Below are 23,164 nucleotides of genomic sequence, written 5' to 3'. Positions count from 1 at the left end.
AAGGCTCGCAGACAACCCCCCGTGCTGGGCGAAGATCGGCGCATCCATAAAGTCAGCGCAGGCAACGACGCTCCCAGGAGGTGTGGATGCCAACGCTGCGATCACGACGCAAGCGCACCCGAGTAACCAGCCCGTCGCCGTTGTCGCCGCCGTGGACGCCCAGAGCGGCGCAGTACGGGGTAGGCATTCACCACAACGTCGCGGTACCGATGAGCGACGGCGTCAACCTTCGGGTCGACATTCATCACCCGACCGACCTCGTCACCGGGGAGCCCGCGCCCGGACCGTTCCCGGTACTGATGTCGCTGACGCCCTACGGCAAGAAGGCCCCGCCACCCGCCGCGCAGATCGGCGGCGGCGCCACCCCATTTCTGATCAAACGCGGCTATATCGAGGTGATGGTCGACGTCCGGGGCTGCGGCGTCTCCGAGGGTGAGTTCCAGATGTTCGGCGAGCGGCAGGCCCAAGACGGCGTCGAGCTGGTCGAGTGGGCGTCGACACTGCCACACGCCAACGGTCGGGTCGGCATGTTCGGAGTGTCGTATCTGGCGATCAACCAACTCTTCACCGCCGCGGCGGTCGGGCCGAATTCACCGCTCAAGGCGATCTTTCCGGTGATGGCGGCCCGCGACTTCTATCGCGATGCGGCGGCAATGGGCGGAGCACCGCACCTGCGCACGATCCGCGCCTATGGCGGGGTCTACAACCTCCTCAACGTCGTGAACCCGATGCTGGAGGTGATCAATCGCGGCAAGCATCCCCGGCCGCGGGCCGGCGGCATCGCCGGTGTGCGCAAGCGCGGACGCGCGCAGCGGGGCTACTTCGGCCCGTTGATCGCCGACGCGGTGGCCGGCGGGGAGACAGCGTTCGACGAGGAGTTCTGGAAGGACCTACGGCCGGCAACGGTGATCCCACAGATCGTCGCCAACAAGGTGGCAGTTTTCCTGGTCGGCGGCTGGCACGACGCTTTCCAGCGGGGAGTGCCGTTGAATTACGCCGCGCTACAGAACGCGTTCGCCGGGCGCCCCGACGAGCAGCCCATGCGGCCCGGCCAGCCGGTCTCCGAGGACCTGCGGCTGATGATGGGTCCCTGGTATCACGTCACGATGTACGGCAACCTGCACCTGCAGGCGGTACAACTGCGCTGGTTCGACTACTGGCTCAACGACGACGCCGAAGCCCAGATCTCGGGGCCACCGCTGACCTTCCAGCCGATCGGCAGTCCGCGCTGGTTCCATGTCCGGGGGTATCCGCTCGAGCGAGCGACGCCCACCCGGTTCTACCTGTCGGACGGCGGTCGGCTCACCGCGGACCCTGCGCCTGAGACATCAACGGCCACAGTCAAATACGTAGGCCGAGGCCCGGTGGCCGGCCGCAGCGTCGAACAGTGGACGCTTGGCATGACCAGCTTTATCCGCAGCCAGCGCGGTGGGCAGACCCGCTACGACCAAGACAACCGCCGCGTGCAGCGTGGCGCGCTGACCTACACCACCGAGGTGTTCACTGCGCCGACCCTGATCGCGGGACCGGTCACACTGACGTTGAACGCCACCGCCGATACCACCGAGTCACTGTTTGTCGCGCACATCGACGACGTGGGACCCGACGGCTCGTCGCGTCCCCTGACCCAGGGCGCGCTGCTTGGTTCGCACCGCGAGTTGGATCCCGAGCGCACCTGGTACCTCGACGACGGCACGGTTCTCAAGCCCCACCACATCAGCACCAGGGCGGCGGTCAAGCCCGTTGTGCCCGGCGAATTGACACGCTATGACATCGAGATCTTCCCGACCGCTGCACTGCTCGCACCCGGCCATCGGCTGCGGTTGACAGTGACCACGTTCGACTTCCCGCACCTTGTGCCGACGGCGCCAGCGCGAAAAGCGCTCGCGGGCGGCACATATCGAGTGCACCAGGGCGGCGCCACGCCGTCGCATCTGCTGATCCCGGTCGCCGACCCGAACGCTCTCGACTGACGCAGTGGGGCACCGTCATCCGGGCAGAGCGCCCGGTTGTGGGGGATACTCAATCTTGATGACTTCTTTACAGCAATACATCGCCGAAGAGATTGCCACCGACCACGTCGAAGGATTGCTGAGCAGACGAGAAGCCATGCGCCGGTTGGCACTAATGGGTTTGACCAGCGGTGCGGCGGCCGCGTTGATCGCGGCGTGCGGCAACGACGAGGCCCGGCCGCTGCATTCGAGTTCGGGCGAGGGAGTCGAGGCACCTGGCGCCAAGCGTGCGCTGCCTACCGAGCCGATCACCTGGGCGGGCCCACGCGGAGAATTGCAAGGCGCGTGGGCGCAGGCGCACAATGCCCGCCGCGGGGTGTTGGTGATCCACGAGAACAAGGGACTGACCGACTGGGTCCATTCGGTGGCCGAGCGATTCGCCGGGGCCGGTTACTCCGCCCTGGCGATCGACTTGCTGTCCGAAGAGGGTGGGACGGGCCAGTTCTCCGATCCCGCCAAAGCCACCGCCGCGCTGGCCGCGGCGCCCCAGGATCGGTTTCTCGCCGACTTGAACTCCGGCATCACCGAATTGCAGAACCGGGTACCCGGCGGCAAGCTCGCGGTGGTCGGCTTTTGCTTCGGCGGCGGGCTGGTGTGGCAACTGTTGGCGTCGCATAACGCGCGACTGTCCGCCGCGGTGCCTTTCTACGGCCCACTGCCCGACAACCCCGATTTCAGCGGCGACAGAGCCACCGCCGTGCTGGCGTTCTACGGCGCCCTGGACAAGCGCGTCACGAATTCCGAGCCGGCGGCCAGAGCGGCGCTCGAGCGTGCCGGGCTGATCCACGACCTCGTGATCGAACCCGACGCCGATCATGCCTTTTTCAACGACGGCGGACCGCGCTACAACGCGGCGGCTTCCGCCGACGCCTGGCGGCGGACCCTGGAATGGTTTGGCCGTTACCTGTCTTAGCGGCATGATGCGTGCGTGACTTCTGCGCCCGTCATCACCCTCGATCAACTCCTCGACAGCCTCGAGCTCGAACAGGTCAACGCCGAGTTCTTCGTCGGAAACCAACTCGACGAAATCGCGCACCACATCTCCGGCGGACACATCGCCGCGCAGGCCTTGATGGCGGCGAGCCGGACGGTTGTCGACCGCTTGCCGCACAGCATGCACATGTACTTCTTGCGTGCCGGCGACGCCCGCCAACCCGTGGATTTCGAGGTCACGACGCTGCATGACGGGGGCACCTTTTCGGCTCGCCGGGTCGCCGCCCGCCAGTTCGGGTCGGTACTACTCGAGGGCGTCGCCTCGTTCAGCAAGGACGTCGAAAATATTGTCTATCAACAACTTCCGCCGGATTTGCCCGACCCCGACACCGTCCCGACCTTCGCTGAACAGCACCGGGAACTGGCCGACGAACGGGATGGCTGGTGGGTACGCGAACAACCCATCGATTACCGCTACGTCGATCCGTCGGCCCGGCTCGCCGCCGACCTCGTCGAGCAGCCATCGGCCGGCATCCGAATGTGGTGGCGGCCCAGCGGCATCGCTCCGTCCGACCCGATCGTCGCCGATTGCCTGACGGCATTCGTCGCCGGCCGCACACTGCTGGAGTCGGCGATGATCGCTCGCCGCACCACTCCACTTGGTCCCGGGTTCTCGGCGCTGATGGACCTGGCGATGTGGTTCCACCACCCGCCTGACCTATCGGATTGGATTCTCTACCAACAGCACTCACCCAGCGGCATCGGTGGGCGGGGTCTGGCGCAGGGCACGATGTTCAACCGCACCGGCCAATTGGTGTGCACCACGACGCTCGAGTGCTATTTCGGCGGGAAGCCCCGAGGCTAGCGGGTCGCCATCGACCTGGCCGGGCCCAAGGCCACCGGCAGCGTCGACCACCCGTGCAGAACCCGGGTATCACGCCGACTGCCCGCGCCCGCGGACCTTACCTCGGGGAAGCGGTCGAAGAATGCCCGCAGACCCACTTCGCCTTCGGCGCGCGCGAGCGCCGCTCCCAGGCAGAAATGCCTACCGCCGGAGAACGCCAGGTGTTTGCCCGCGTTGTCGCGCTCGATGTCGAACGTGTTGGGGTCGGGGAATACGGCCGGATCACGGTTGGCCGCAGCGACGTAAACCACCACCAGCTCGCCTCGACCGATCGTCCGGCCCGCGATCTCGGTGTCTCGCAGTGCAAATCGTGCAGTCAGCTGGACGGGTGACTCCAGTCGGAGGATCTCCTCCACGGCGGTGGGCCACAGCTCGGGACGCTGGCGAAGAGTGATCAGGTGCTCGGGCTGGTCCAGCAACATGCGAATTCCGTTGCCTAGCAGGTTCACCGTGGTCTCGAACCCGGCGGCCAATACCAAACCGGCGACCGCCCGAAGCTCGTCGTTGTCCAGATAAGTGTCCGGCGAGCCGCTCTCGGCTTTACGAATCAACTGGCTCATCAGGTCGTCGCCGGGAGCGCGGCGCAGCTTGTCCAGATGGGAGTCTAGCCAGACGTTGAATCCAATCAGGCCGCGCTGTACACGCTGGTACTGCGGCCAGGGCAGACCGAAATCCAAACTGGGCGCGGCGAGTTCGCCGAACTCGAGAATGCGTTGCCGGTCGCCGTCGGGCACTCCCAGGATGTCGCTGATGATCGCCACCGGGAGTTGCGAGCAGTAGCGGTCGACGATGTCGACGACGCCCGGTTCGCGAGACAGCTCGTCCAACAACGACTCCGCGGTCCGTTCGACTCCGTCCCGCAGCGCGGCCACGGCACGATGGGTGAACACCGACGACACCGTCTTGCGATAGCGGGTGTGATCCGGCGGCTCGACGGCCAGCAGCGAGGGCGGGCGCAGTGGATGCAGCAGGTCGTCGCGAGTGCGCAGTTCCAGCCACCGCAGAGGGGCAGGCAGATTGGATCCGATCGACAGTACCCGGAAGTCTTCGGATCGCAGCAATTCGTGCCCGATCGCGTGATCCGCAGTGATGTAACCGATACGGGATCGCACCAGCGGTCCACGGGCCCGCACATCCTCGTAGAACGGCACCGGGTTCGCCTTGATGGCTGGGTCGGAGATCAGTCGGGCCTGGAGATCGCCCCGGCGGGCGGCGATCGAGGAACCTCCGCGGACAAAGCCGTGCAGCGCCAGCCAGTGCAGTCTTTGCTTCAGTGCGATAGCCACAGGTCAAGCCTCCACTTCGTCGCGCAGTGCTGCCCAAAGCTTACGGACTGCACGACGATGGATGTCATTCCAGTTTTCAGGAATTCGGGGGCGTCGTCTATTTCGGCGCGCGTCCCCCGTCCGTTTATCCCTCGGCCACGTCCTTGATTCGAGTCAACGTCTTGGTCATGTCGCGCACATTGCGACGGGTCCTCAACCAGCCGCCGAACACCCAGTAATAGATGCCAACGAATGGTGACGACGTCATCCGGAACGACTCCGTGACGTCGGTGCCGTCACCGGCGGGCGTCAATTGGTAGTGCCAGTTGTTCACCGCGCGGTCGCCGACGAGCACCTCGAAACCGAATTCGCGGCCGGGCTCGCAGGCCGTGATGCGGCAGACCGTCCAATAGACCGGGCCCAGCTCATTGCGTTTGACGTGGCCGCGGAATCGCCCGCCCAGGGAGGGTCCGGTGGCGCCGTCCAGCCATTCGGCTTCGAACACTTCGGGGGAGTACCGGCCGATGCTGTGAACGTCGGTGATCAGGTTCCAGATTCGGTCGGCAGGAGCGGCCATATGGACGGTCGCTGAACCCTGCATAGCCTGATCCAAGCATGTTGGAGGGTGGCTGGTGGACGGAAACGGCGATGTTCACGTTGACGCGGCCACACGAAATACGTGTCTCCGCCTGCGGGCTGACAGGACAAAACTGCGCCTGACGGGAAGCCGTCAGGCGCAGTTTCTTGTACGAAACGACTCAGGCCGCGTGAGCACCCAGCGACTGCTGCAGGTCGGGCTTCATCGCGTTGAGCTGCTGGCCCCAGTACTCCCAGCTGTGAGTACCTGACGGCGGGAAGTTGAACACGGCGTTGTGGCCGCCCGCGGCGTTGTAGGCCTCTTCAAATTTCTTGTTGCCGCCGATCATGAAGTTGCTCTCCAGGAACTTGGCCGGCAGGTTGTCGCCACCCAGCTGGTTGGCGGTTCCGTTGCCGCAGTACACCCAGAGTCGCGTGTTGTGGGCAACAAGCTGCCCGACGTTGACGGTGGGGTCGTTCCGCACCCAGGCCGGATCGCTGTCCGGGCCCCACATGTCTTCCTTCTTGTAGCCACCGGCGTCGCCCATGGCCAGGCCGATCCAGCTCTGCCCCGTCGAGGGGCTGAGGTATCCCGACAGCGAGCCTGCGTAAGTGAACTGGGCCGGGTGGTAAATGGCCAGGTTCATCGCCGACGATCCCGCCATCGAGATGCCGACCGCGGCGCTGCCCGTCGACTTGACGCTCTTCTCCGATGCCAGGTAGTTCGGCAGCTCGCTGGTCAGGAAGGTCTCCCACTTGTAAGTGGAGCAACCGGCCTTGCCGCAGGCCGGGTTGTACCAGTCCGTGTAAAAGCTGGACTGCCCACCCACCGGCATGACGATCGATAGACCGGACTGGTAGTACCACTCGAAGGCGGGGGTGTTGATGTCCCAACCGTTGTAGTCGTCCTGGGCGCGAAGGCCGTCGAGGAGGTAGACCGCCGGCGAGCCGTTGCCGCCGCTCTGGAATTGCACCTTGATGCTGCGGCCCATCGATGCCGACGGCACCTGCAGGTATTCAACGGGAAGTCCCGGCCGGGAGAAGGCCGCAGCTGTCGGTGCCTCACCGACCAGCGTGACCAGCCCCGGGAGGGCGGCGGCTGCAAATGCGGCGACGGAAAGCCGCCTCATCCAGCCGCGCATCTTCTCGCTTACATTTGCCATAGCAGGCCCCTTGTCGACGCTGTCTCAAACTCCCGGAGAAACTTACCGTGCAGCCGTTGATATGTCGATTAAGACGCAAAGATGTGTCGAGTCGGCGCTGACCGCTGCCACCTGCAAGTACCCAGAGTCATGGCCGCTAAACGAAGGTTTTCGGCAACGCTCTCGGCGCATTCGCAATTGCACAAGTGTTGATACCGGGTCGCCATTTGCTGCCGAGGACGCGTAGGGTGACCCGGGATAGACCGACGAGACCACGCTGTCCCGGTCCTTCCGCCGCCCGCGAAGCAACGCGTCCATTGTCATGTTCGCCGGGTGCGGCGCACGGGCTTTGGGCTGCGATTGAGGTGCTGAATTGGACACGGTTCTTGGGCTGTCGCTGACGTCGGCGTCAGTTGGATGGGTCCTAGTAGAGGGTCGCGACGCCGATGGTGCCATCCTCGATCACGATGACTTCGATGTGAGGCCTGCCGCCGGGATGCAGGCGGTGTACACCTCCGAACAGGCAACCGCGGCGGTGCTGGAGGCCCAGGCGGCCGCCGGCGGGCTTGATCAGCGCCTACATGTCGTCGGCGTCACCTGGAGCGATGAAGTGTCCGCGGAAGCGGCGCTGCTTCTCGAGTCGCTGACGGACGCCGGTTTCGACAACATCGTTCCGGTCCGTCAACACGACGCCTGCGAGATGCTGGCTCGCGCCGTCGCTCCGGTCGTCGGATACGACCAGGCCGCGGTATGTGTGCGCGACGGCGACTCGACAATCGTGGTGATGGTCGACGCCGAGGACGGCGAACCGCAGACCGCGATCAAGCAGCTGTCAGGTGGCCCCGGCCATTTGGTGCACTGGCTGACCAGACTGTTCGAGCGCAGCTCGTGGCAACCCGGCGGCATCGTCGTGGTAGGCGCACAAGACGAGCTGGACACGCTGTCGGAGCGACTGTCGACGCTGCCGGTGCCGATCATCACCCAAGCGGGCGCAGAGTTGGCGCTGGCTCGTGGTGCTGCGCTGGTGTCGGCGCGCAGCACCGAATTCACCGACGCCGAGATGCTCGAGACGGTGAACAGCTGGCGACGTGAGCACGAGACCACCCGGGAGCGGTCATTGGTCGGCGCCACGACGATGCTGACCGCCGGAGCGGTCACGTTTGTCGCCTCGCTGTCGCTGGCGCTGGGCCCGCATCTGGTGCCCAACCACGCACCAGACCCGGTCCGGCCGTTCGCTCATCGGGCCGCCCAGGCCGCCCTCGCCGAGGCCGCGCCGCCGGCTGTTATCCCGCCGCCGGCCCGCCCGGCGCCCAAGCCCGTCCCGGTGCAGCAGCCAAAGGTCGAGCAACCGCTCGTCGTCGCGCCGGCGCCGGTCGAGGTTCCCGTGGTCGCGCCGGTTGCGCCACCCCCGCCGCCACCGCCTGCGGCTCCTCCGCCGCCTCCCGAGCAGCCGCCCAATCCTCACCCGTTACTGACCAAGCTGCTGCAACGCCTGCACGGGCAAGACCCGGACCAGCAGCCGCCGCCTCCGCCGCCCGGGCCGCCGACCCCCTAGCGGGAAAGCATTCTGTCGGGACTATTTGGCGCGCTTCGCGGCGAAGGCCACCACGACGTCGTCGGCGACCCTGAGCGAGCCGAGCAGTTGCGAGTAGGGCTTGATGCCGAAATCGGATTGTCGAATCGTGGTCTCGCTGGACAACCACCAATTGGCGCCCTGCTCGTCGGTGCTTAGATCGACGACTTGCGGGCGCGAGGTGCCGTGGATGGTCAGAGTTCCGGTCAGCCGGTATCCGTCGCCGGTTGCCGCAATGTCGTTGCAGGCGAACATGATTCGGGGATACCGCTTCGCGTCAAGTGATCGCAGCGCGTTGCTGCGAACCAACATCTTCTCCGGTGCGGTCAGCGGCGTCACGCCGCCCTCGCCGCGCACGACTTCCAGCGAGCCGGTCTCTACGGTGAGTTCCGCGGCAACCGGTTCGTCGCCGTCCCACCGCGTGGTCGCACGCCATGCACGCATGGCAAGGGTCAGCCGATGTCCCATGGCCGCCGCCGGACCGGCGACGCCGGTACGGATCAGCAGGTCACCGTCAGAGTTCTCGAGACTCCAGTCGGCTGCGACGCGGTCGTTCACACCGTCAGGACGGTCCGATAGTGCGCGCGGCCTTCTTCGAGCGCGGCGTAGCCATCCGCTGCCTGCGCCAACGGCAGTTCCTCGATCCAAGCCCGCACCCCGGTCTGCACCGCGAACTGCATGGTGTCCTCGATTTCGCTGGCCGTGCCGGACGGGTGGCCAATGACGCTGAGGCCCGGGGTGATCAGCTGCAGCGGGCTGATTGGAAGCGGCTCGGGGGTGACACCGATGGTCAGCAGTTCGCCTCGTGGCAGCAGGCCGCCCACCGTCGCGGCCATCGCCTTGGACGCCCCGGCCGTCCCCAACACCACGGCAACGCCGCCGAGGTCGTTCAGCGCCTCGGCGACGTCGCCGTCGCTCGCGTCGATGTAATGGTGCGCGCCCAACGCGAGCGCATCGTCCTTTTTGGCGGTGCCGCGATTGATCGCCACCGTCTCAAAACCCATGGCTCGGGAGAACTGGATTCCTAAGTGCCCCAACCCGCCGACCCCCAGGATCGCCACTCGGTCACCGGGCAGGGCCTTGGTGTGCCGCAGCGCGTTGTAGGTGGTGACTCCCGCGCAACCCATCGGGGCGGCTTCGGCGTCGGACAGTTCGGCCGGGATGCGGGCCAACGCGGTAGCCGGAACGGTCGCGGACTCGGCGTAGCCGCCGGGATAGTGCCAGCTGGGCACCTTGCCATTGAGACAATGGATGAACTGGCCCTTGCGACATTGCGCGCAGTGATTGCAGTTGCCCCCGAACCAGCCGACGGCGACGCGATCACCTACCGCGAATTCGTCGACGCCCGGCCCGGTTTCGGCGATCGTTCCGGCGATTTCGTGGCCCAGTGTCAGCGGCCAGGACAGGCCGGGAAAGTTGCCGGCGACGAAGTGGGCGTCGGTGCCGCAAATGCCACAAGCCCCGACGTTGATCCGCACCTCACCTCGTTCGGGTGATCGGGTCTCGACCTCGGCGAGCTCGAGCGGCGCGCCCGCGGACTTCACGTGAACTGCTTTGTGTGACGGCATAGCCGTAGCTTAATGCGCGACAGGATATTTCGCGGAGGCATCGCTGTGATAGTCGACCTGCCAGTGCTTGATGCCGTTGAGCCAGCCGGATCGCAGCCGTTCGGGGGTTCCCACCGATTGCAGGTCGGGCATCACATCGGCGATCGCATTGAACATCAGGTCGATCGTCATGCGCGCCAGGTTGGCGCCGATGCAGTAATGAGCGCCGGTGCCGCCGAACCCGACGTGCGGGTTGGGGTCGCGCAGAATGTTGAAGGTGAACGGGTCTTCGAACACGTCCTCGTCGAAATTGGCTGAGCGATAGACCATTACGACTCGCTGGCCCTTTTTGATCTGCACGCCGGACAGTTCGTAGTCCTGTAGCGCGGTCCGCTGGAACGACGTGACCGGGGTGGCCCAACGGACGATCTCGTCGGCGGCCGTGGCGGGACGCTCTCTTTTGTACAGCTCCCATTGGTCGGGGAAGTCGGTAAAGGCCATCATGCCCTGGGTGATCGAGTTGCGCGTGGTCTCATTGCCCGCGACCGAGAGCAGGATGACGAAAAACCCGAACTCGTCGTCGGAGAGCTTGTGGCCGTCGACATCCGCCTCGATCAACTTGGTGACGATGTCGTCGCCTGGGTTGGCGGCCCGGTCCGCGGCCATCTGCATGGCGTACATGATCAGCTGGATCGACGCGTCGATCGCATCGTTGCCGGCGAACTCCGGGTCTTGGTCTCCCACCATCTGATTGGACCAGTGGAACAACTTCATCCGGTCTTCCTGCGGAACACCGAGCAGGCCCGCAATGGCCTGCAGCGGTAGTTCACACGAGACCTGTTCGACGAAGTCACCGGACCCGTGCGCCGCCGCGTTCTCCACGATATGGCGGGCCCGCTCGCGCAGATCGTCGCGAAGCCGCTCCACGGCGCGGGGCGTGAATCCCCGGGAGATGATCTTGCGAAGATGAGTGTGTTGTGGCGCGTCCATATTGAGCAGGACGAACTTGCCTCGCTCGATCTGTTCTCCGACCGTTCCGTCTTTGTAGCGCGGCAGCGCGGTCTTCTCCAGGCTGGAAAAAACGTCGCTGCGTCGCGAAATCTCTTTGACGTCTTTGTGTTTGGACACCACCCAGAAACCGCCGTCGTCGAACCCGCCGGCGCCGGCAGGTTGCTCGTTCCACCAGATCGGCGCGGTGCGTCGCAGCTCGGCGAGTTCCTCCACCGGCAGCCGCTCGGCGTGGACGTCGGGATCGGTGAAGTCGAATCCAGCGGGAAGATTCGGAGTCGGCATCGGTGGCACTCCTAGAAACGGCTTGGATATGACGCGTTCTGGCCCAGTAAAGCACCGGGACACCGGCGATGGAGCGGGTCTGAGGGGATTGCCCAAGGCAAAATTGGAACGTGTTCTCGTCGGCCATCGATGAGTTTCCGGCCGGCTGATGGTCTGGTTCTAGTGCCAGAGAAAGAAGCCGTGAAGGGAACACTATGCGCATCGTTGTCAGCGATTTCATCAGTCTCGACGGAGTGGTGCAGGCGCCGGGCGGCCCGGACGAGGACACTGACGGCGCGTTTCGCCACGGCGGGTGGTCAATGCCGTACTTCGACCCTGACACGATGGGCCACGCGTTCGGCGAGGCAATGGCGACCACCGAGGCGCTGCTGTTCGGACGCCGCACCTGGCAAGCGATGGCGAAGGCCTGGCCCGGGCGGGCGGGCGATCCGTTCGCCGACCGGATGAACGAGCTACCCAAATACGTGGCCTCGCGGACGCTGACCGAGCACGACCTCGAGTGGTCCGGCTCGGCGCTGCTGCCGTCCGACGACGCGATTCCGGCCATTCGAGAACTGCGGGCGCGGTCCGGTGAGGCGATTCAGGTCATGGGCAGCCCATCGCTGGCCGCCCAGTTGATCACGCACGGATTGGTCGACGAATACCGGCTGATGATCGAGCCGATTCTGTTGGGTGGCGGCAAGCGAGTGTTTCCCGACGACGGTGATGCGCGCGCACTGGAGTTGGTGTCGATTACGACCTCCGCCACCGGTGTGTTGATCTGCACCTACCGGCCCGCCGATCGGTGAGCGAAACCAGCGTGCGGCACCGAGGGCACTGACTATGCTTGGCTCACCGGGCCAAGTCGAATGTCCTGGTCATGCAACATCGAAGGTGGGTCATGATTCGCGAACTGCTCGTCGCCGCTGCGATCACTGGTGCCGCGTCAGGGATGAGCCCGGTAGCACTTGCCGATCCGGGGCACTACGACGGCGACGTACCGGGGATGAACTACGACGCCTCGCTTGGGGCGCCCTGCGACAACTACGAGCGGTTCATCTTCGGACGCGGCCCGGGCGGTCAGGCCGAAGCCTGCCACTTCATCATCAACCAGTTCCCGGCAGCGACGACGGGCTATTGGGTGATCACCTATCCGCTGCGCGGAGTGCAGCAGGTGGGCGCCAAGTGCGACAACCCACGTGGATTGTCGGCCCAGTCGCCCGACGGGCAGCCGATGCTATGCACCGAACACGGTTGGCAGATTGGACAATTGACCGGGGGTGGCTTCCCGAACGCTACGGGCGGCGGCTTCCCGTCGGACACCGGCCAAACCGGCTAACCCCTACAGAGGAGACAGATATGGCTTTTAATCCGAGGGACGCGGTCGACGCCGCTCGAGACATCGTCGCCAACGCCGTCGAGCGGTCAGCGGACATCGTCGAGAACGCCGGCCACATCATCAAAGGCGATATTGCCGGCGGCACCGGCGACATCGTGCACAACTCGATCGAGATCGCGACCTACGCCGTCGAGCGGACCAAGGAAGTCTTCACGGGCGAACCCGCCGACGAGTAATCAGACGGACGCGGCCTCGTTCAGTTCGTCGAGTCTGCTGGTCGCTTCCAGGTACTCCTGCACCCAGCGCTCGATCACCGTCGAGGTCTTCTCGACCTTCGCGAACTGTCCGACGACCTGGCCGACAGGATTGAACGCCACGTCCACAGACTCGTTCGGGTAGCGGTTCGTGGCCCGCACGGCCATTCCGGAAACCATGTACTGCAACGGCATTCCGAGCGGCTTCGGGTTGTCCGGCGCCTCCCATGCCTCGGTCCAGTCGTTGCGCAACATCCGTGCCGGCTTACCGGTGAACGAACGGCTGCGCACGGTGTCGCGGCTGCCGGCTTTGATGTAGGCGGCCTGCTGAACGGGGGTGTTCGAGGACTCCTCGACCATCAGCCACTGCGATCCGCTCCAGGCGCCCTGGCAGCCCAACGCCAGGGCCGCGGCGATCTGCTGGCCGCTGCCGATGCCGCCCGCGCCCAGCACGGGTACTGGGGCAACTTCCTTGACCACCTGCGGCCACAGCACGATCGAGCCCACCTCGCCGCAGTGGCCGCCGGCCTCGCCGCCCTGGGCGATGATGATGTCCACGCCGGCGTCGGCATGCTTGCGGGCCTGTGATGGTGATCCGCAGAGCGCGGCAACCTTGAGGCCGGCTTCGTGGATGTGCTTGATCATGTCGGTCGGTGGCGTTCCCAGCGCGTTGGCGATCATCTTGACCTTGGGGTGCTTGAGCGCAACCTCCACCTGAGGCGTCGCGGTTGCCTCGGTCCAGCCCAGCAACTGGAGGCTGTCGCCGTCGCTGTCCTCGATCGGCACCCCGTGATCGGCAAGAATCTTCTTGCCGAAGTCCAAGTGGTCCTGCGGAACCATCTTGCGCAGCGACTCGGCGAGCTCCTCGGCAGACAGGTGCGAATCCATACCTTCGTACTTGTTGGGAATGACGATGTCGACGCCGTACGGGTGGTCGCCGATGTTGTCGTCGATCCACTTCAGCTCGATCTCGAGCTGCTCGGGAGTGAACCCGACCGCCCCCAGCACGCCGAAGCCGCCCGCCTTGCTCACCGCGACCACCACGTCGCGGCAGTGCGTGAACGCGAAGATGGGGAACTCGATGCCGAGTTCGTCGCAAAGGGGAGTGTGCATGCGCAGATCCTTAACTGGTTGCTTACAGCGGCGTAGGCGAACTGGAACGTGTTCTAGTTTAGTACGGAATTGGCCGGCTGCGACACCCGGGTGAAAGTACGCACTTACCGAGCGGCACCGCGAACAGGAAGGTGGAACGGGTGCTGCGCGTCAATCCGGCTGATGTAGCGTGACGCGCCATGGGACGTGTGGACGGAAAAGTAGCAGTCATCAGCGGCGGTGCCCGGGGGATGGGCGCCGCACACGCCCGGGCGCTGGTCGCCGAGGGCGCCAAAGTCGTCATCGGCGACATCCTCGACGACGAGGGCAAAAAACTTGCCGACGAGATCGGCGAGGCCGCGCGCTACGTCCACCTCGACGTCACGCAGCCCACGGAGTGGGACGCCGCGGTGGCCACGGCGGTCAACGACTTCGGCAAGCTCAACGTCCTGGTCAACAACGCCGGAATCGTGGCACTGGGTCAGCTCGGTCAGTTCAACGTCGACAAGTGGAACAAGGTCATCGACGTCAACCTGACAGGCACGTTCCACGGCATTCAGGCCGCGGTCGAACCGATGAAAGCCGCCGGCGGGGGGTCGATCATCAATGTGTCGTCGATCGAGGGTCTGCGTGGCGCGGTCATGGTGCATCCCTACGTGGCGTCGAAGTGGGCGGTACGCGGGCTGACCAAATCCGCGGCGCTCGAGCTCGCTTCGCAGAACATCCGGGTCAACTCGATCCACCCCGGCTTCATCCGCACTCCGATGACCAAGCACTTCCCGGACGACATGGTCACCGTGCCACTGGGTCGCCCCGGCGTCTCCGACGAGGTCGCCACGTTCGTGGTGTTCCTGGCCAGTGACGAGTCGTCGTACGCCACCGGCGCCGAGTTCGTCATGGACGGCGGTTTGGTCAACGACGTCCCGCACCGGATGTAATCGGCAGGGGCGAAATTACATTCGGCGCATCGGGTCAACGGGTCGCGCTGATGTATTCCGAATGCATGATCTGGTCCAGCTCCAGGTCGACCTGAGACGGTGTCCGACCGTATTCGCGTTGCAACTCCGGATTGGTCCGGACGGGGTCAACCGTCCAGCCGTGCTCGGCGAGCCAGTGCGCGGGATTGGTCTTGGCCGCATCGTCATACGTCAGCGTGGTGAAGTCCACGTCGCCCGACAGGTTGAGGCCGGGATGACGCTCTTCCAGCGCTGCGAGACGGTCCCCATCCAGACACGACCCCAGGGCGCCGATCGCGAGCCGGCTACCGGGCGCCGAGAGTTCGGTGATGCGGCCGAATAAGGTGTCCTGGGCCGCAGCGTTGAGGTAGGGCAGGATGCCCTCGACCGACCAGGCACTCGGCGCGGTCGCGTCAAAACCCGAGGCGCGCAACGGTATCGACCAGTCCCCGCGCAGGTCCGCCGCGACATCGCGCCGTTCCGCGGCGGGTTCGGCGGACCGCTCGGTCATCACCCGTCCCTTGAATTCCAGCACCCTGGGCTGATCGATCTCGAATATCGTTGTGCCGTCTGCCCATTCGAGGCGGTAGGCGCGCGAGTCGAGGCCGGCGGCCACGATGACGGCCTGCCGGATGCCCGACCGTGCGGCGGCGGTGAAGAACTCGTCGAAATACCGGGTCTGCACCCCGTACAGCCGGGGGAAGGTGGCCGCGCTGTCGTCTCCCGGATGTGCAAGCGCCTTGTTCAGAAACGGGTCTCCGGACGCCGCTACGAAATGCCGGGCATAGTCGTCGCGCACCAATGGGTCACTGCCCGCCGCGTGCAAAGCCCGCCATCCGGCAACCAGCAACGCGGTATAGCCAACGCTGCTGACGATGTCCCACGTGTCGTCGTCGACGCGGTCCCGCGCCCACCTGTCGCTCATCGCACCCTCCTGTCACAGCTCCAGCAGCACCGTCACCGGTCCGTCGTTCACCAATTCGATCTGCATATCGGCGCCGAAGATGCCGGTGCCCACGTCGGCGCCCAAAGTGCGCAGCGCGTCGACAAACTCGTCGACCAGCGGCTCGGCGAGCGTCCGCGGCGCCGCGGCGTTCCACGACGGTCGCCGTCCCTTGGCGGTGTCGGCATACAACGTGAATTGGCTGACCACCAGGATCGGCGCGTTGATGTCGGATGCCGATCGCTCGTCGTCGAGGATCCGCAATTGCCATAGTTTTTCGGCGAGCCGGCGGGCCTTTCCCGGATCGTCGTCGTGCGTCACCCCGACCAACGCCAGCAGGCCCTGACTGGCTGGGCGGATCGAGCCGACCACCCGGCCGGCGACCGACACTGTGGCCGACGCGACGCGTTGAACCAGAACCCGCATGACCCCGATGCTGCCATGGGCGAACGTCGGGCCGGCGTCGGTAGGCTCGCGCAATGTCCGTATTGGTTGCGTTCTCGGTCACGCCGCTGGGAGTCGGTGAAGGGGTCGGTGAACTTGTCGCCGAGGCGGTTCGGGTGGTCCGAGAGTCGGGCCTGCCGAACAAGACCGACGCCATGTTCACCGTGATCGAGGGGGACAGCTGGAGCCAGGTGATGGCCGTTGTCGAACGAGCCGTCGAAGCGGTCGCCGCTCGGTCCGATCGGGTCAGCGTCGTGATCAAAGCGGACTGGCGGTCCGGCGTCACCGACGCGATGACCAGCAAAATCGAGTCGGTCGAGCGACACCTGACGCTGCCCGCCTAGTGTCATAGCGGTGAGCGCACGCGCGGGCATCGTCGTCACCGGAACCGAGGTATTGACCGGACGGGTGGCCGACCGCAACGGGCCATACCTCGCCGATCGTCTCCTCGAGCTGGGCGTCGAGCTTGCCCACATCACCATCTGCGGCGACCGCGCCACCGACATCGAGGCGCAGTTGCGGTTCCTGGCCGACGAGGGTGTAGACCTGATTGTCACCAGTGGCGGGCTGGGGCCGACTGCCGACGATATGACGGTGGCCACCGTCGCCCGCTTCTGCGGCCGCGAGCTCGTGCTGGACGCCGAGCTGGAGAACAAGATCGCCGGGATCTTGAAGAGACTCATGGCGCGCATCGAAGGCGCCGACTTCGAGTCGGTACGCGCCGCCAACCGCAAGCAGGCCATGGTTCCAATCGGTGCGGTGGTGATGGATCCGGTCGGGACCGCACCAGGTGTCGTTGTTCCGGGCAAGCCGACCGTGGTCGTGCTGCCGGGCCCGCCACGCGAACTCCAGCCGATGTGGGCAACGGCCGTGCAGCTGCCTGCTGTACAGGACGCCCTCGCGGGGCGGACGATCTACCGGCAAGACACCATCCGAATGTTCGGCCTGCCGGAATCCGGGCTGGCCGAGACGTTGCGCGAGGCCGAGGGCGAGGTGCCCGAATTCAGCGACCTCGAGATCACCACCTGCCTGCGGCGCGGTGAGATCGAGATGGTCACCCGCTACGAACCCGACGCCGCGGACACGTATCGAGAACTGACTGAGCTGCTCCGGCAGCGGCACGGAGAGCAGATCTTCTCCGAAGACGGCGCCACGATTGACCAGCAGATCGCAACGCTGCTGACCGGTCGTCGCATCGCCACCGCGGAGTCGTGCACAGGGGGACTCCTGGCAGCACGGCTCACCGAGCAGCCAGGCTCGTCGGCCTATCTCGCCGGCGGGGCAGTGGTCTACGCCAACGATGCGAAAACCGAACTGCTCGGTGTGGATTCAACGTTGATCGAACAACACGGCGCGGTCTCCGAGCCCGTGGCTGAGGCGATGGCTGCGGGGGCGCTGGACCGTTTCGGAGCCGACACCGCCGTGGCGATCACGGGGATCGCGGGACCGGGTGGCGGAACGGACGACAAGCCGGTCGGCACCGTCTGCTTCACCGTTGCGCTCGCCGGCCAACCGCCGTCGACCCGCACGCTGCGACTGCCCGGCGATCGCAACGACATTCGGGAGCGCTCGACGACGGTGGCCATGCACCTGCTTCGTCAAGCGCTGAGCGGGGCCTCCGGACACCGTTAGCATGACCGGGTGTCCTATCTGCTTCGGCCGTTCACCCTTGCGTGGCGGTACTGGCCGCAGATAGCCGCCTGCTATCTGGTGGGCCTGCTGGCACGCAAGGGCTCGGTCGAATGGGCCGCCTACGTCGGGCAGCACAACCACGCTTTTTGGGCTGCGATGATCATGCCGTTCGCCGGGCTGGCCACGCTGGGTTCCTACGTGGCAATGTTTTTGGTCGTCCGCCGGGGTCTGCCGGAACTGGCGGATCTGCCCCCGCCCTCGCTTCGCGGCGCCGAGCTGTTCTCCTCGATCGTCGCGCCATTCTTCGCGATCTACCTCGCCTGGCAGTTGTTCAAGGAGGACTGGCTGGCCTACCTGGCACGTGCGCTGGATTACCAGATGGACGAAGTATTCAGCAGCGCGGCAGGCCATGCTCTGCAAGTGCCGAAGACGACCTTCTTCGTCATCGGGGCCGCGCTGATCGTCCGATATCCGTTGCGCTACTTCGCCGGTCGGCTGCCGAGATGGCTGACCGCGGTCCGTATCTACATCGACTCGCTTTGGGTCTTTCTGGTGCTGAGCTACTCGCTGTCTGCCGGCTTCACGTTTTTGGTCAACCCGGCCGGCTGGCTCGCCAAGCGTCGAATCGTGGTGTGGTTCACCAGCACCCGTGCCGAGCTGTTCTCTCACGTCAAACCTCTGCAGGTCGGCTGGCACGGCCTTACGTGGGCGGTGAAAACGGTGTTCGGCGGTGCGGGGGTGCCGCTGATGTGGCTCGCCGTGGTCGGCATCATCTACGGGATCTCGACGCAGGCCGACTGGCGCACCGCGGCGCGCCGGACGGTGGGCGAGCGCGGCACCGTCCTCATTGAGAAAGTGTTGCCCGGGGACCGTTTTCAGCGCCGGTGGTCGGTAATGCCGACCTCGTTGCGGAGCAAATTCTCCGACTACGCGAAGTCGAAGACCGGGCGCTACCAGCCGATCGTCGACTCGGCCAAGCTGATCCTGCACGGCGGCCCGGTTGCGCTCGCCGCGTACGTACTGGCCTACCTCGTACTCGCCTGGCTCGAGCTGACCGGTAGCTTCTACGGCCCGTCGAACAATCACGGATACCTGGTCCGCGGCATGGCCTGGGTAGTCGGCCCGCACGACTGGCTGTTTTGGACGTCCTTCCTCCCGACGATCGACCTGATATCGCAGTTGATCGTGATGCCACTGCGAATCGCATTGATTGCCACAGCTTTTAGCTACTGCTGGTGGCATGCGGTCCGCGCGCAACAGGCCGCGCTAGAACACGATGCGCAGCAGGATGGCGTCGGAGGAGTCGGTGACGTCGATGGCGTTGGGGATGGCGTCGCTGGGCAGCAGGAAGCTGAACTGCAAGGGACCGGGCTCGCTACAGAACTCGGTGGCACCGCGGCTGAGCGGGAACGAGTTACCGGAGCTGGACTGGTCTCGCCACCGTTGCCGCCCGTCGGTGAGAAAACCGACACACTGCCCGGAGAACGGGCCGCCCGACCGCTCGATAGTGACGACGGTTAATACCGCACCCTTCGGTATCGACGGCCCGAAAAGTCTTGTCGGCAAGGTACCGGTCCGTGCCACCGACCCCAGTCGCCAGGTCTGACCGGATATCGACGCGCTGGCGGCGCGGCCGATGACCCGCTCTGGCTCCACGGTGTGTCGATACGACGACCAGTCCGGGTAGAGCTCGACCGCACCCAGAGCGATGAGCGCGGCTGTGACAACCGCGATTCCGATCAGGTTGCGGACCCAAAGTCGTTTCATTTGCCCGGACCGATCACATAGGGCTTTACCGTGACCAGGTCGGCACGCTCCGGCGGTCGGTTGTCGAGGTCGATGACGACCCGGCTGCTGAGCCGGTTCTCCCCCCCGGGCCAGACGCGAAGTTGGAACGGCTTGGCGAGCGACGGCTGGATCAGCTCGGGCGCCGCCTCGAAAGCCCAGTAGCCGTGTTGCGGCAAGCCCGGGTCGATGCGGACGCCGTAGCCCAGCAGGGGACGCAGTGACACCTCGTAGGTGTTTGCGCCGACTACCAGATCGGCCGCGGCATGCGTCGACGACTCGACCGCCGACACCGTCGCATCGACCACCACCCACAGGCCCGCCGCGGACATCGTCGACGTTGAGTGCGGGCCCAGCGGGAATTTCGCTCTCGGGGCAATGCGCACGCCGGTGACGGTGACGGCCAGTGAACGCCCACACACCTGACTGCCCAGGCTCCCGTGGACATCGAATGGTGCGTAGATCTGAGTCGGAACCGGCAGGTGGTGCCACAGCATCGCGGCCGCGGTGATCAACACGGCCGTGAGCGGGAAGGCCGCTCGCCGGGCCAGCCAAGCTCGCACCTCGCTCATCGCTTCACCACCGGCAGGGTGATCTGCGCGAAGCTGGTGTCGCTGGGCAGCCAGGCCTTCCCGTAGGTGACAACCATCTCCTGCAACTGCTTCTTCCAAACCCGCAGTGTCACACTGGAACCCGGCTTGATCTCACCAGTCGGCACCTTCCAGAGAAACAGCAGTTCGTCGGAGATCTTCGGTCCCAGGGAACCGACGACCGACGCGTCCGCGATCCGGAACGCGCCGACGTACTCCTTCCTAGTCTGTTGCGGCACGAACTCTTCGTCGGCCGGGCCCATGCTCAGATTGCCCTGGATCGGCCCGTCGTTGCGGACCGTACTCACCACGCCGAGATAGCTGTAGCCGGGTTTTGCCGCAACGACCACGTGCTTGCCGGCGACAACCTCGTCGAGCAACAGGGCCCTCTTGACCGTGACGGTGAATTCGCCGTCGCTGTAAGGCTGACCGACCGTGAACACGGTCGGTTTGGCGTCCACACTGTCCAGGCCGCCGAACAGCGCGGCGACGGCGATGATTGCGCCGGCGACGAGATGCCACAGCTGCGGGAGCTTCAGCTGAGCCAGCTCACCGCGAATGAAGCGTTTGACGCCCCCGGACATAACGCCGAGCTTATCGGTCGTCGACCAGCGCAGTAGCGCTACTTTCGCTGCTGCCGAAGCGGATTCCGGTGGCGTCGCGGCCGATCGCCGTCAGTACGGCGACCGCGATCAGGACCGGTCCGATCGTCACAGCCAATGCAAAGGGATACCCGTGGCTTTCGGCCAGTCGTTCCTGGATCGGCAAGTTGAACGCGGCCAACAGATTTCCCAGCTGGTAGGTGACACCCGGATAGAAGCCGCGGATGGCATCCGGTGACATCTCGGTCAAGTGCGCGGGAATCACGCCCCAGGCCCCCTGAACGGCGAACTGCATCAGAAACGAGCCGAGGCACAGCATCGCGGCGGAGTGCGAGTAGGCGAACAGCGGCACGATCGGCAGTCCGAGCAGGGCGCAGAACACCACGGTGTATCGGCGGCCGAACCGCTGCGACAGGGAGCCGAAGATCAACCCGCCGGCTATGGCGCCGATGTTGTAGATCAACACGATCCACTTCGCGCTCGCGTGCGACAGCGCGGCGCCACCATCGTGAGTGGCCGACAGGAAGGTCGGATAGACGTCCTGGGTGCCGTGACTCATCCAGTTGAAGGCCGCCATCAACAACACCAGGTAGATGAATCGACGGATAACCGCGCCGTCACGCAAGACATCGCCAATCCTTGTGCGAGTCAACTTCATTCGATCCTGCTCGGCTTCCCAGACTTCGGATTCCTGCACCCGGTAGCGAATGATCAGGCTGATCAGTGCCGGGATGATGCTCAACCCGAACAGCCAGCGCCAGGACAGTCCGAGTTGATCGATCACCAGCAGCGACGCCACCGTGGCGAGCAGGTAGCCGAACGCGTACCCCTCTTGGAGCAGCCCGGAGAAGAATCCTCGTCGTTCGACGGGGACCTTCTCCATCGCCAGCGCCGCACCCAGCCCCCATTCACCGCCCATCCCGATGCCATACAGCAGACGCAGCACGACCAGCACCGTGAAGTTCGGGGCGAACGCGCACAGGAATCCGACCACCGAGTAGAACACCACGTCCACCATCAACGGCAGCCGCCGGCCGACCCGGTCAGCCCACAAGCCGAAGAGCAGAGCGCCGACCGGACGCATGAGCAAGGTGGCAGTGGTCAGAAACGCGACTTCAGCTTTGGTGTGGTGAAACGTCTTCGCGATGTCGGCGTACACCAGCACCACGAGAAAGTAGTCGAAGGCATCCATCGTCCAGCCCAGCATCGCGGCGATGAACGAGTTGCGTTGGTCCTTGGTCAGCGTCGGATTCGCGGGCACCCGATCCGTTTATCACACGGCGTGCGATGGCGTGGTGCGCCGAACAAGAATTCACGTGTTTTCGATGCTGTCCCAAAGCTCGACCATCGTGCGAAGGATCTCCTCGGCGAAACCCAGGCCGGCGAGATGGCTCTCGCCCGGGAGCGTGTAGAGCTCCGCGTCGGGCAGTCGGCTGACGACGTGTTGCCCGTGGGCGAACGGGACGATGTGGTCCTTGTCGCCGTGCCACCACCGGACTGGGATTTTGACTGTGTCGAGCGTGAAACCCCAATCCTTCGCGAAGACGATGATGTCGGCGAAGGGCGCGGCCAGTTGCTTCCGTGCTCCGTTGAGCAGGTCGTCGAGGAACATCGCCTTGAATTCCGGACGCACCAGCAGCCTGCGATCACCCTCGGGGGAGACTCCGGCGTAGAGGTACAGGGCCGGCTCGGCGACTGGCTTGATCAGACGGATCAGCCCGACGGCGGCCAGTCGGATCGGGAGGCCGGCGACCTTCAACAGCGGCGCAACGAAACTGCCGAGGGCCATCAGTCCGCCGCTAATCGCCTCGGAACCGACCGTGGGGGCGACCCCGCCGAGCACCCCGACGGCGATGACCCGCTCGGGCATCGCGGCCGCGCATGCCAGCGTGTAAGGCCCGCCCCCGGACAGTCCGATGACGACCATCTTGTCGATGCCAAGCGTGTCAGCGACGGTGCGCAAGTCGTCGGCGAAGGCAAGGACGTTCTCGTACTGATAGGGAGTCGAAGAGCCGATGCCCGGTCTGTCAATCCCGATCAGCCGGATGTGGTTTTGCTCGGCGTAATCCCGGGCTTCCGCAGGGATCTGGCGGCGCGCGCCCGGGGTGCCGTGCAACCAGAAAATCGGGCGCCCCTGCGGATCGCCGAATTCGGCGAAACCCAGTTGCCGGTCTTCGCTGACCGCGATATTGCCCTCCAGCTTGGGGCGCGCAATCGAATATGCCATTACGGCAGTGTTACATGGACCGACCCCGGCGCGATCCAGGTTCGGCAACTGCGCGGCCTGTTTTGACGCGACGATG

Annotated in this window: 24 protein-coding genes; 11 read left to right on the top strand and 13 right to left on the bottom strand. The window is 65.3% G+C overall.

Annotated features, from left to right (window positions below):
• Window positions 1-86 precede the first annotated feature (86 nt).
• The 3 genes from MKK62_RS22120 to MKK62_RS22110 are packed head-to-tail and all read left to right on the top strand — an operon-like array spanning window position 87 to window position 3,810.
• Entirely contained in the window at window positions 87-1,973 is a 1,887-nt protein-coding gene (locus MKK62_RS22120) for a CocE/NonD family hydrolase (RefSeq protein WP_240263701.1), read from the top strand.
• A 58-nt stretch (window positions 1,974-2,031) separates the two neighbouring features.
• Window positions 2,032-2,925, top strand: coding sequence for a dienelactone hydrolase family protein (locus tag MKK62_RS22115; RefSeq protein ID WP_240263702.1), 894 nt, complete (start codon window positions 2,032-2,034; stop codon window positions 2,923-2,925).
• A 15-nt stretch (window positions 2,926-2,940) separates the two neighbouring features.
• Window positions 2,941-3,810 carry an acyl-CoA thioesterase gene (locus MKK62_RS22110; RefSeq protein ID WP_240263703.1) on the top strand — a complete coding sequence of 290 codons (870 nt, stop codon included), beginning with the start codon at window positions 2,941-2,943 and terminating at the stop codon, window positions 3,808-3,810.
• Here the strand turns inward: MKK62_RS22110 and MKK62_RS22105 are convergent.
• From MKK62_RS22105 to MKK62_RS22095, 3 genes are all read right to left on the bottom strand, one after another.
• Window positions 3,807-5,123: a cytochrome P450 gene (locus tag MKK62_RS22105; protein ID WP_240263994.1), complete on the bottom strand. Its 1,317-nt coding sequence runs from the start codon at window positions 5,121-5,123 to the stop codon at window positions 3,807-3,809. The genes MKK62_RS22110 and MKK62_RS22105 overlap by 4 nt on opposite strands.
• A 136-nt stretch (window positions 5,124-5,259) precedes the next feature.
• Window positions 5,260-5,715 carry an SRPBCC family protein gene (locus tag MKK62_RS22100; protein WP_240263704.1) on the bottom strand — a complete coding sequence of 152 codons (456 nt, stop codon included), beginning with the start codon at window positions 5,713-5,715 and terminating at the stop codon, window positions 5,260-5,262.
• A 157-nt stretch (window positions 5,716-5,872) separates the two neighbouring features.
• A complete protein-coding gene (locus MKK62_RS22095) occupies window positions 5,873-6,853 on the bottom strand; it encodes an esterase family protein (RefSeq protein ID WP_240263705.1) in 981 nt (326 codons plus the stop codon).
• 352 nt (window positions 6,854-7,205) lie between these two features.
• On the opposite strand from MKK62_RS22095, the gene MKK62_RS22090 reads away from it, so the two are divergent.
• Window positions 7,206-8,387: a DUF7159 family protein gene (locus MKK62_RS22090; RefSeq protein WP_240264263.1), complete on the top strand. Its 1,182-nt coding sequence runs from the start codon at window positions 7,206-7,208 to the stop codon at window positions 8,385-8,387.
• Window positions 8,388-8,408: 21 nt separating this feature from the next.
• Here MKK62_RS22090 and MKK62_RS22085 read toward each other — a convergent pair whose 3' ends face one another.
• Genes MKK62_RS22085 through MKK62_RS22075 form a run of 3 tightly spaced genes read right to left on the bottom strand, consistent with a single transcriptional unit; the run spans window position 8,409 to window position 11,245 of the window.
• Window positions 8,409-8,963 (bottom strand): YceI family protein, encoded by a 555-nt coding sequence (locus tag MKK62_RS22085; RefSeq protein WP_240263706.1) that lies wholly within the window; start codon window positions 8,961-8,963, stop codon window positions 8,409-8,411.
• Window positions 8,960-9,973 (bottom strand): alcohol dehydrogenase catalytic domain-containing protein, encoded by a 1,014-nt coding sequence (locus MKK62_RS22080; RefSeq protein WP_240263707.1) that lies wholly within the window; start codon window positions 9,971-9,973, stop codon window positions 8,960-8,962. Before MKK62_RS22080 ends, MKK62_RS22085 begins: the two co-directional genes overlap by 4 nt.
• Window positions 9,974-9,982: 9 nt before the next feature.
• Window positions 9,983-11,245, bottom strand: coding sequence for a cytochrome P450 (locus MKK62_RS22075; RefSeq protein WP_240263708.1), 1,263 nt, complete (start codon window positions 11,243-11,245; stop codon window positions 9,983-9,985).
• A 194-nt stretch (window positions 11,246-11,439) separates the two neighbouring features.
• Here MKK62_RS22075 and MKK62_RS22070 point away from each other — a divergent pair, with 194 nt between their 5' ends.
• From MKK62_RS22070 to MKK62_RS22060, 3 genes are all read left to right on the top strand, one after another.
• Entirely contained in the window at window positions 11,440-12,033 is a 594-nt protein-coding gene (locus tag MKK62_RS22070; protein ID WP_240263709.1) for a dihydrofolate reductase family protein, read from the top strand.
• 92 nt (window positions 12,034-12,125) lie between these two features.
• Window positions 12,126-12,563, top strand: coding sequence for a hypothetical protein (locus MKK62_RS22065; protein ID WP_240263710.1), 438 nt, complete (start codon window positions 12,126-12,128; stop codon window positions 12,561-12,563).
• A gap of 20 nt (window positions 12,564-12,583) precedes the next feature.
• Entirely contained in the window at window positions 12,584-12,799 is a 216-nt protein-coding gene (locus MKK62_RS22060; RefSeq protein WP_240263711.1) for an Rv1893 family protein, read from the top strand.
• Here MKK62_RS22060 and MKK62_RS22055 read toward each other — a convergent pair whose 3' ends face one another.
• A complete protein-coding gene (locus MKK62_RS22055) occupies window positions 12,800-13,930 on the bottom strand; it encodes a nitronate monooxygenase (RefSeq protein WP_240263712.1) in 1,131 nt (376 codons plus the stop codon).
• A gap of 179 nt (window positions 13,931-14,109) precedes the next feature.
• On the opposite strand from MKK62_RS22055, the gene MKK62_RS22050 reads away from it, so the two are divergent.
• Entirely contained in the window at window positions 14,110-14,847 is a 738-nt protein-coding gene (locus MKK62_RS22050; protein ID WP_240263713.1) for a glucose 1-dehydrogenase, read from the top strand.
• Between the two features lie 34 nt (window positions 14,848-14,881).
• On the opposite strand, the gene MKK62_RS22045 is transcribed toward MKK62_RS22050, so the two are convergent.
• Both MKK62_RS22045 and dtd read right to left on the bottom strand, forming a co-directional pair.
• Window positions 14,882-15,790, bottom strand: a complete 909-nt coding sequence (locus MKK62_RS22045; protein WP_240263714.1) for a class I SAM-dependent methyltransferase — start codon at window positions 15,788-15,790, stop codon at window positions 14,882-14,884.
• Window positions 15,791-15,802: 12 nt separating this feature from the next.
• Window positions 15,803-16,234: a D-aminoacyl-tRNA deacylase gene (gene dtd / locus MKK62_RS22040; protein ID WP_240263715.1), complete on the bottom strand. Its 432-nt coding sequence runs from the start codon at window positions 16,232-16,234 to the stop codon at window positions 15,803-15,805.
• A gap of 53 nt (window positions 16,235-16,287) precedes the next feature.
• Between dtd and MKK62_RS22035 the strand changes: the two genes are divergently transcribed.
• From MKK62_RS22035 to MKK62_RS22025, 3 genes are read left to right on the top strand one after another with little or no spacing between them, the layout of a single operon-like run.
• Window positions 16,288-16,596, top strand: a complete 309-nt coding sequence (locus MKK62_RS22035; RefSeq protein WP_240263716.1) for an MTH1187 family thiamine-binding protein — start codon at window positions 16,288-16,290, stop codon at window positions 16,594-16,596.
• 10 nt (window positions 16,597-16,606) lie between these two features.
• Window positions 16,607-17,884, top strand: a complete 1,278-nt coding sequence (locus tag MKK62_RS22030; RefSeq protein ID WP_491562395.1) for a competence/damage-inducible protein A — start codon at window positions 16,607-16,609, stop codon at window positions 17,882-17,884.
• A 9-nt stretch (window positions 17,885-17,893) separates the two neighbouring features.
• The gene (locus MKK62_RS22025) at window positions 17,894-19,405 is read left to right on the top strand and encodes a hypothetical protein (protein WP_240263717.1); all 1,512 of its coding nucleotides are present in this window, start codon (window positions 17,894-17,896) and stop codon (window positions 19,403-19,405) included.
• Window positions 19,406-19,647: 242 nt separating this feature from the next.
• Here MKK62_RS22025 and MKK62_RS22020 read toward each other — a convergent pair whose 3' ends face one another.
• The 4 genes from MKK62_RS22020 to MKK62_RS22005 all read right to left on the bottom strand — a co-directional run bounded on the left by MKK62_RS22020 (window position 19,648) and on the right by MKK62_RS22005 (window position 23,088).
• Window positions 19,648-20,241: a hypothetical protein gene (locus tag MKK62_RS22020; protein ID WP_240263718.1), complete on the bottom strand. Its 594-nt coding sequence runs from the start codon at window positions 20,239-20,241 to the stop codon at window positions 19,648-19,650.
• The gene (locus tag MKK62_RS22015) at window positions 20,238-20,843 is read right to left on the bottom strand and encodes a hypothetical protein (protein ID WP_240263719.1); all 606 of its coding nucleotides are present in this window, start codon (window positions 20,841-20,843) and stop codon (window positions 20,238-20,240) included. The genes MKK62_RS22020 and MKK62_RS22015 overlap by 4 nt, the downstream gene beginning before the upstream one ends.
• 10 nt (window positions 20,844-20,853) lie before the next feature.
• A complete protein-coding gene (locus tag MKK62_RS22010) occupies window positions 20,854-22,068 on the bottom strand; it encodes an MFS transporter (RefSeq protein WP_240263996.1) in 1,215 nt (404 codons plus the stop codon).
• A gap of 105 nt (window positions 22,069-22,173) precedes the next feature.
• Window positions 22,174-23,088 carry an alpha/beta fold hydrolase gene (locus MKK62_RS22005; protein ID WP_240263720.1) on the bottom strand — a complete coding sequence of 305 codons (915 nt, stop codon included), beginning with the start codon at window positions 23,086-23,088 and terminating at the stop codon, window positions 22,174-22,176.
• Between the last annotated feature and the right edge of the window lie 76 nt (window positions 23,089-23,164).

This window comes from Mycobacterium paraterrae, assembly GCF_022430545.2.
Classification (GTDB): Bacteria; Actinomycetota; Actinomycetes; order Mycobacteriales; family Mycobacteriaceae; genus Mycobacterium; species Mycobacterium paraterrae.
Note: the sequence above shows the minus strand (reverse complement) of the source record. Positions and strands in the feature narration are given on the sequence as shown.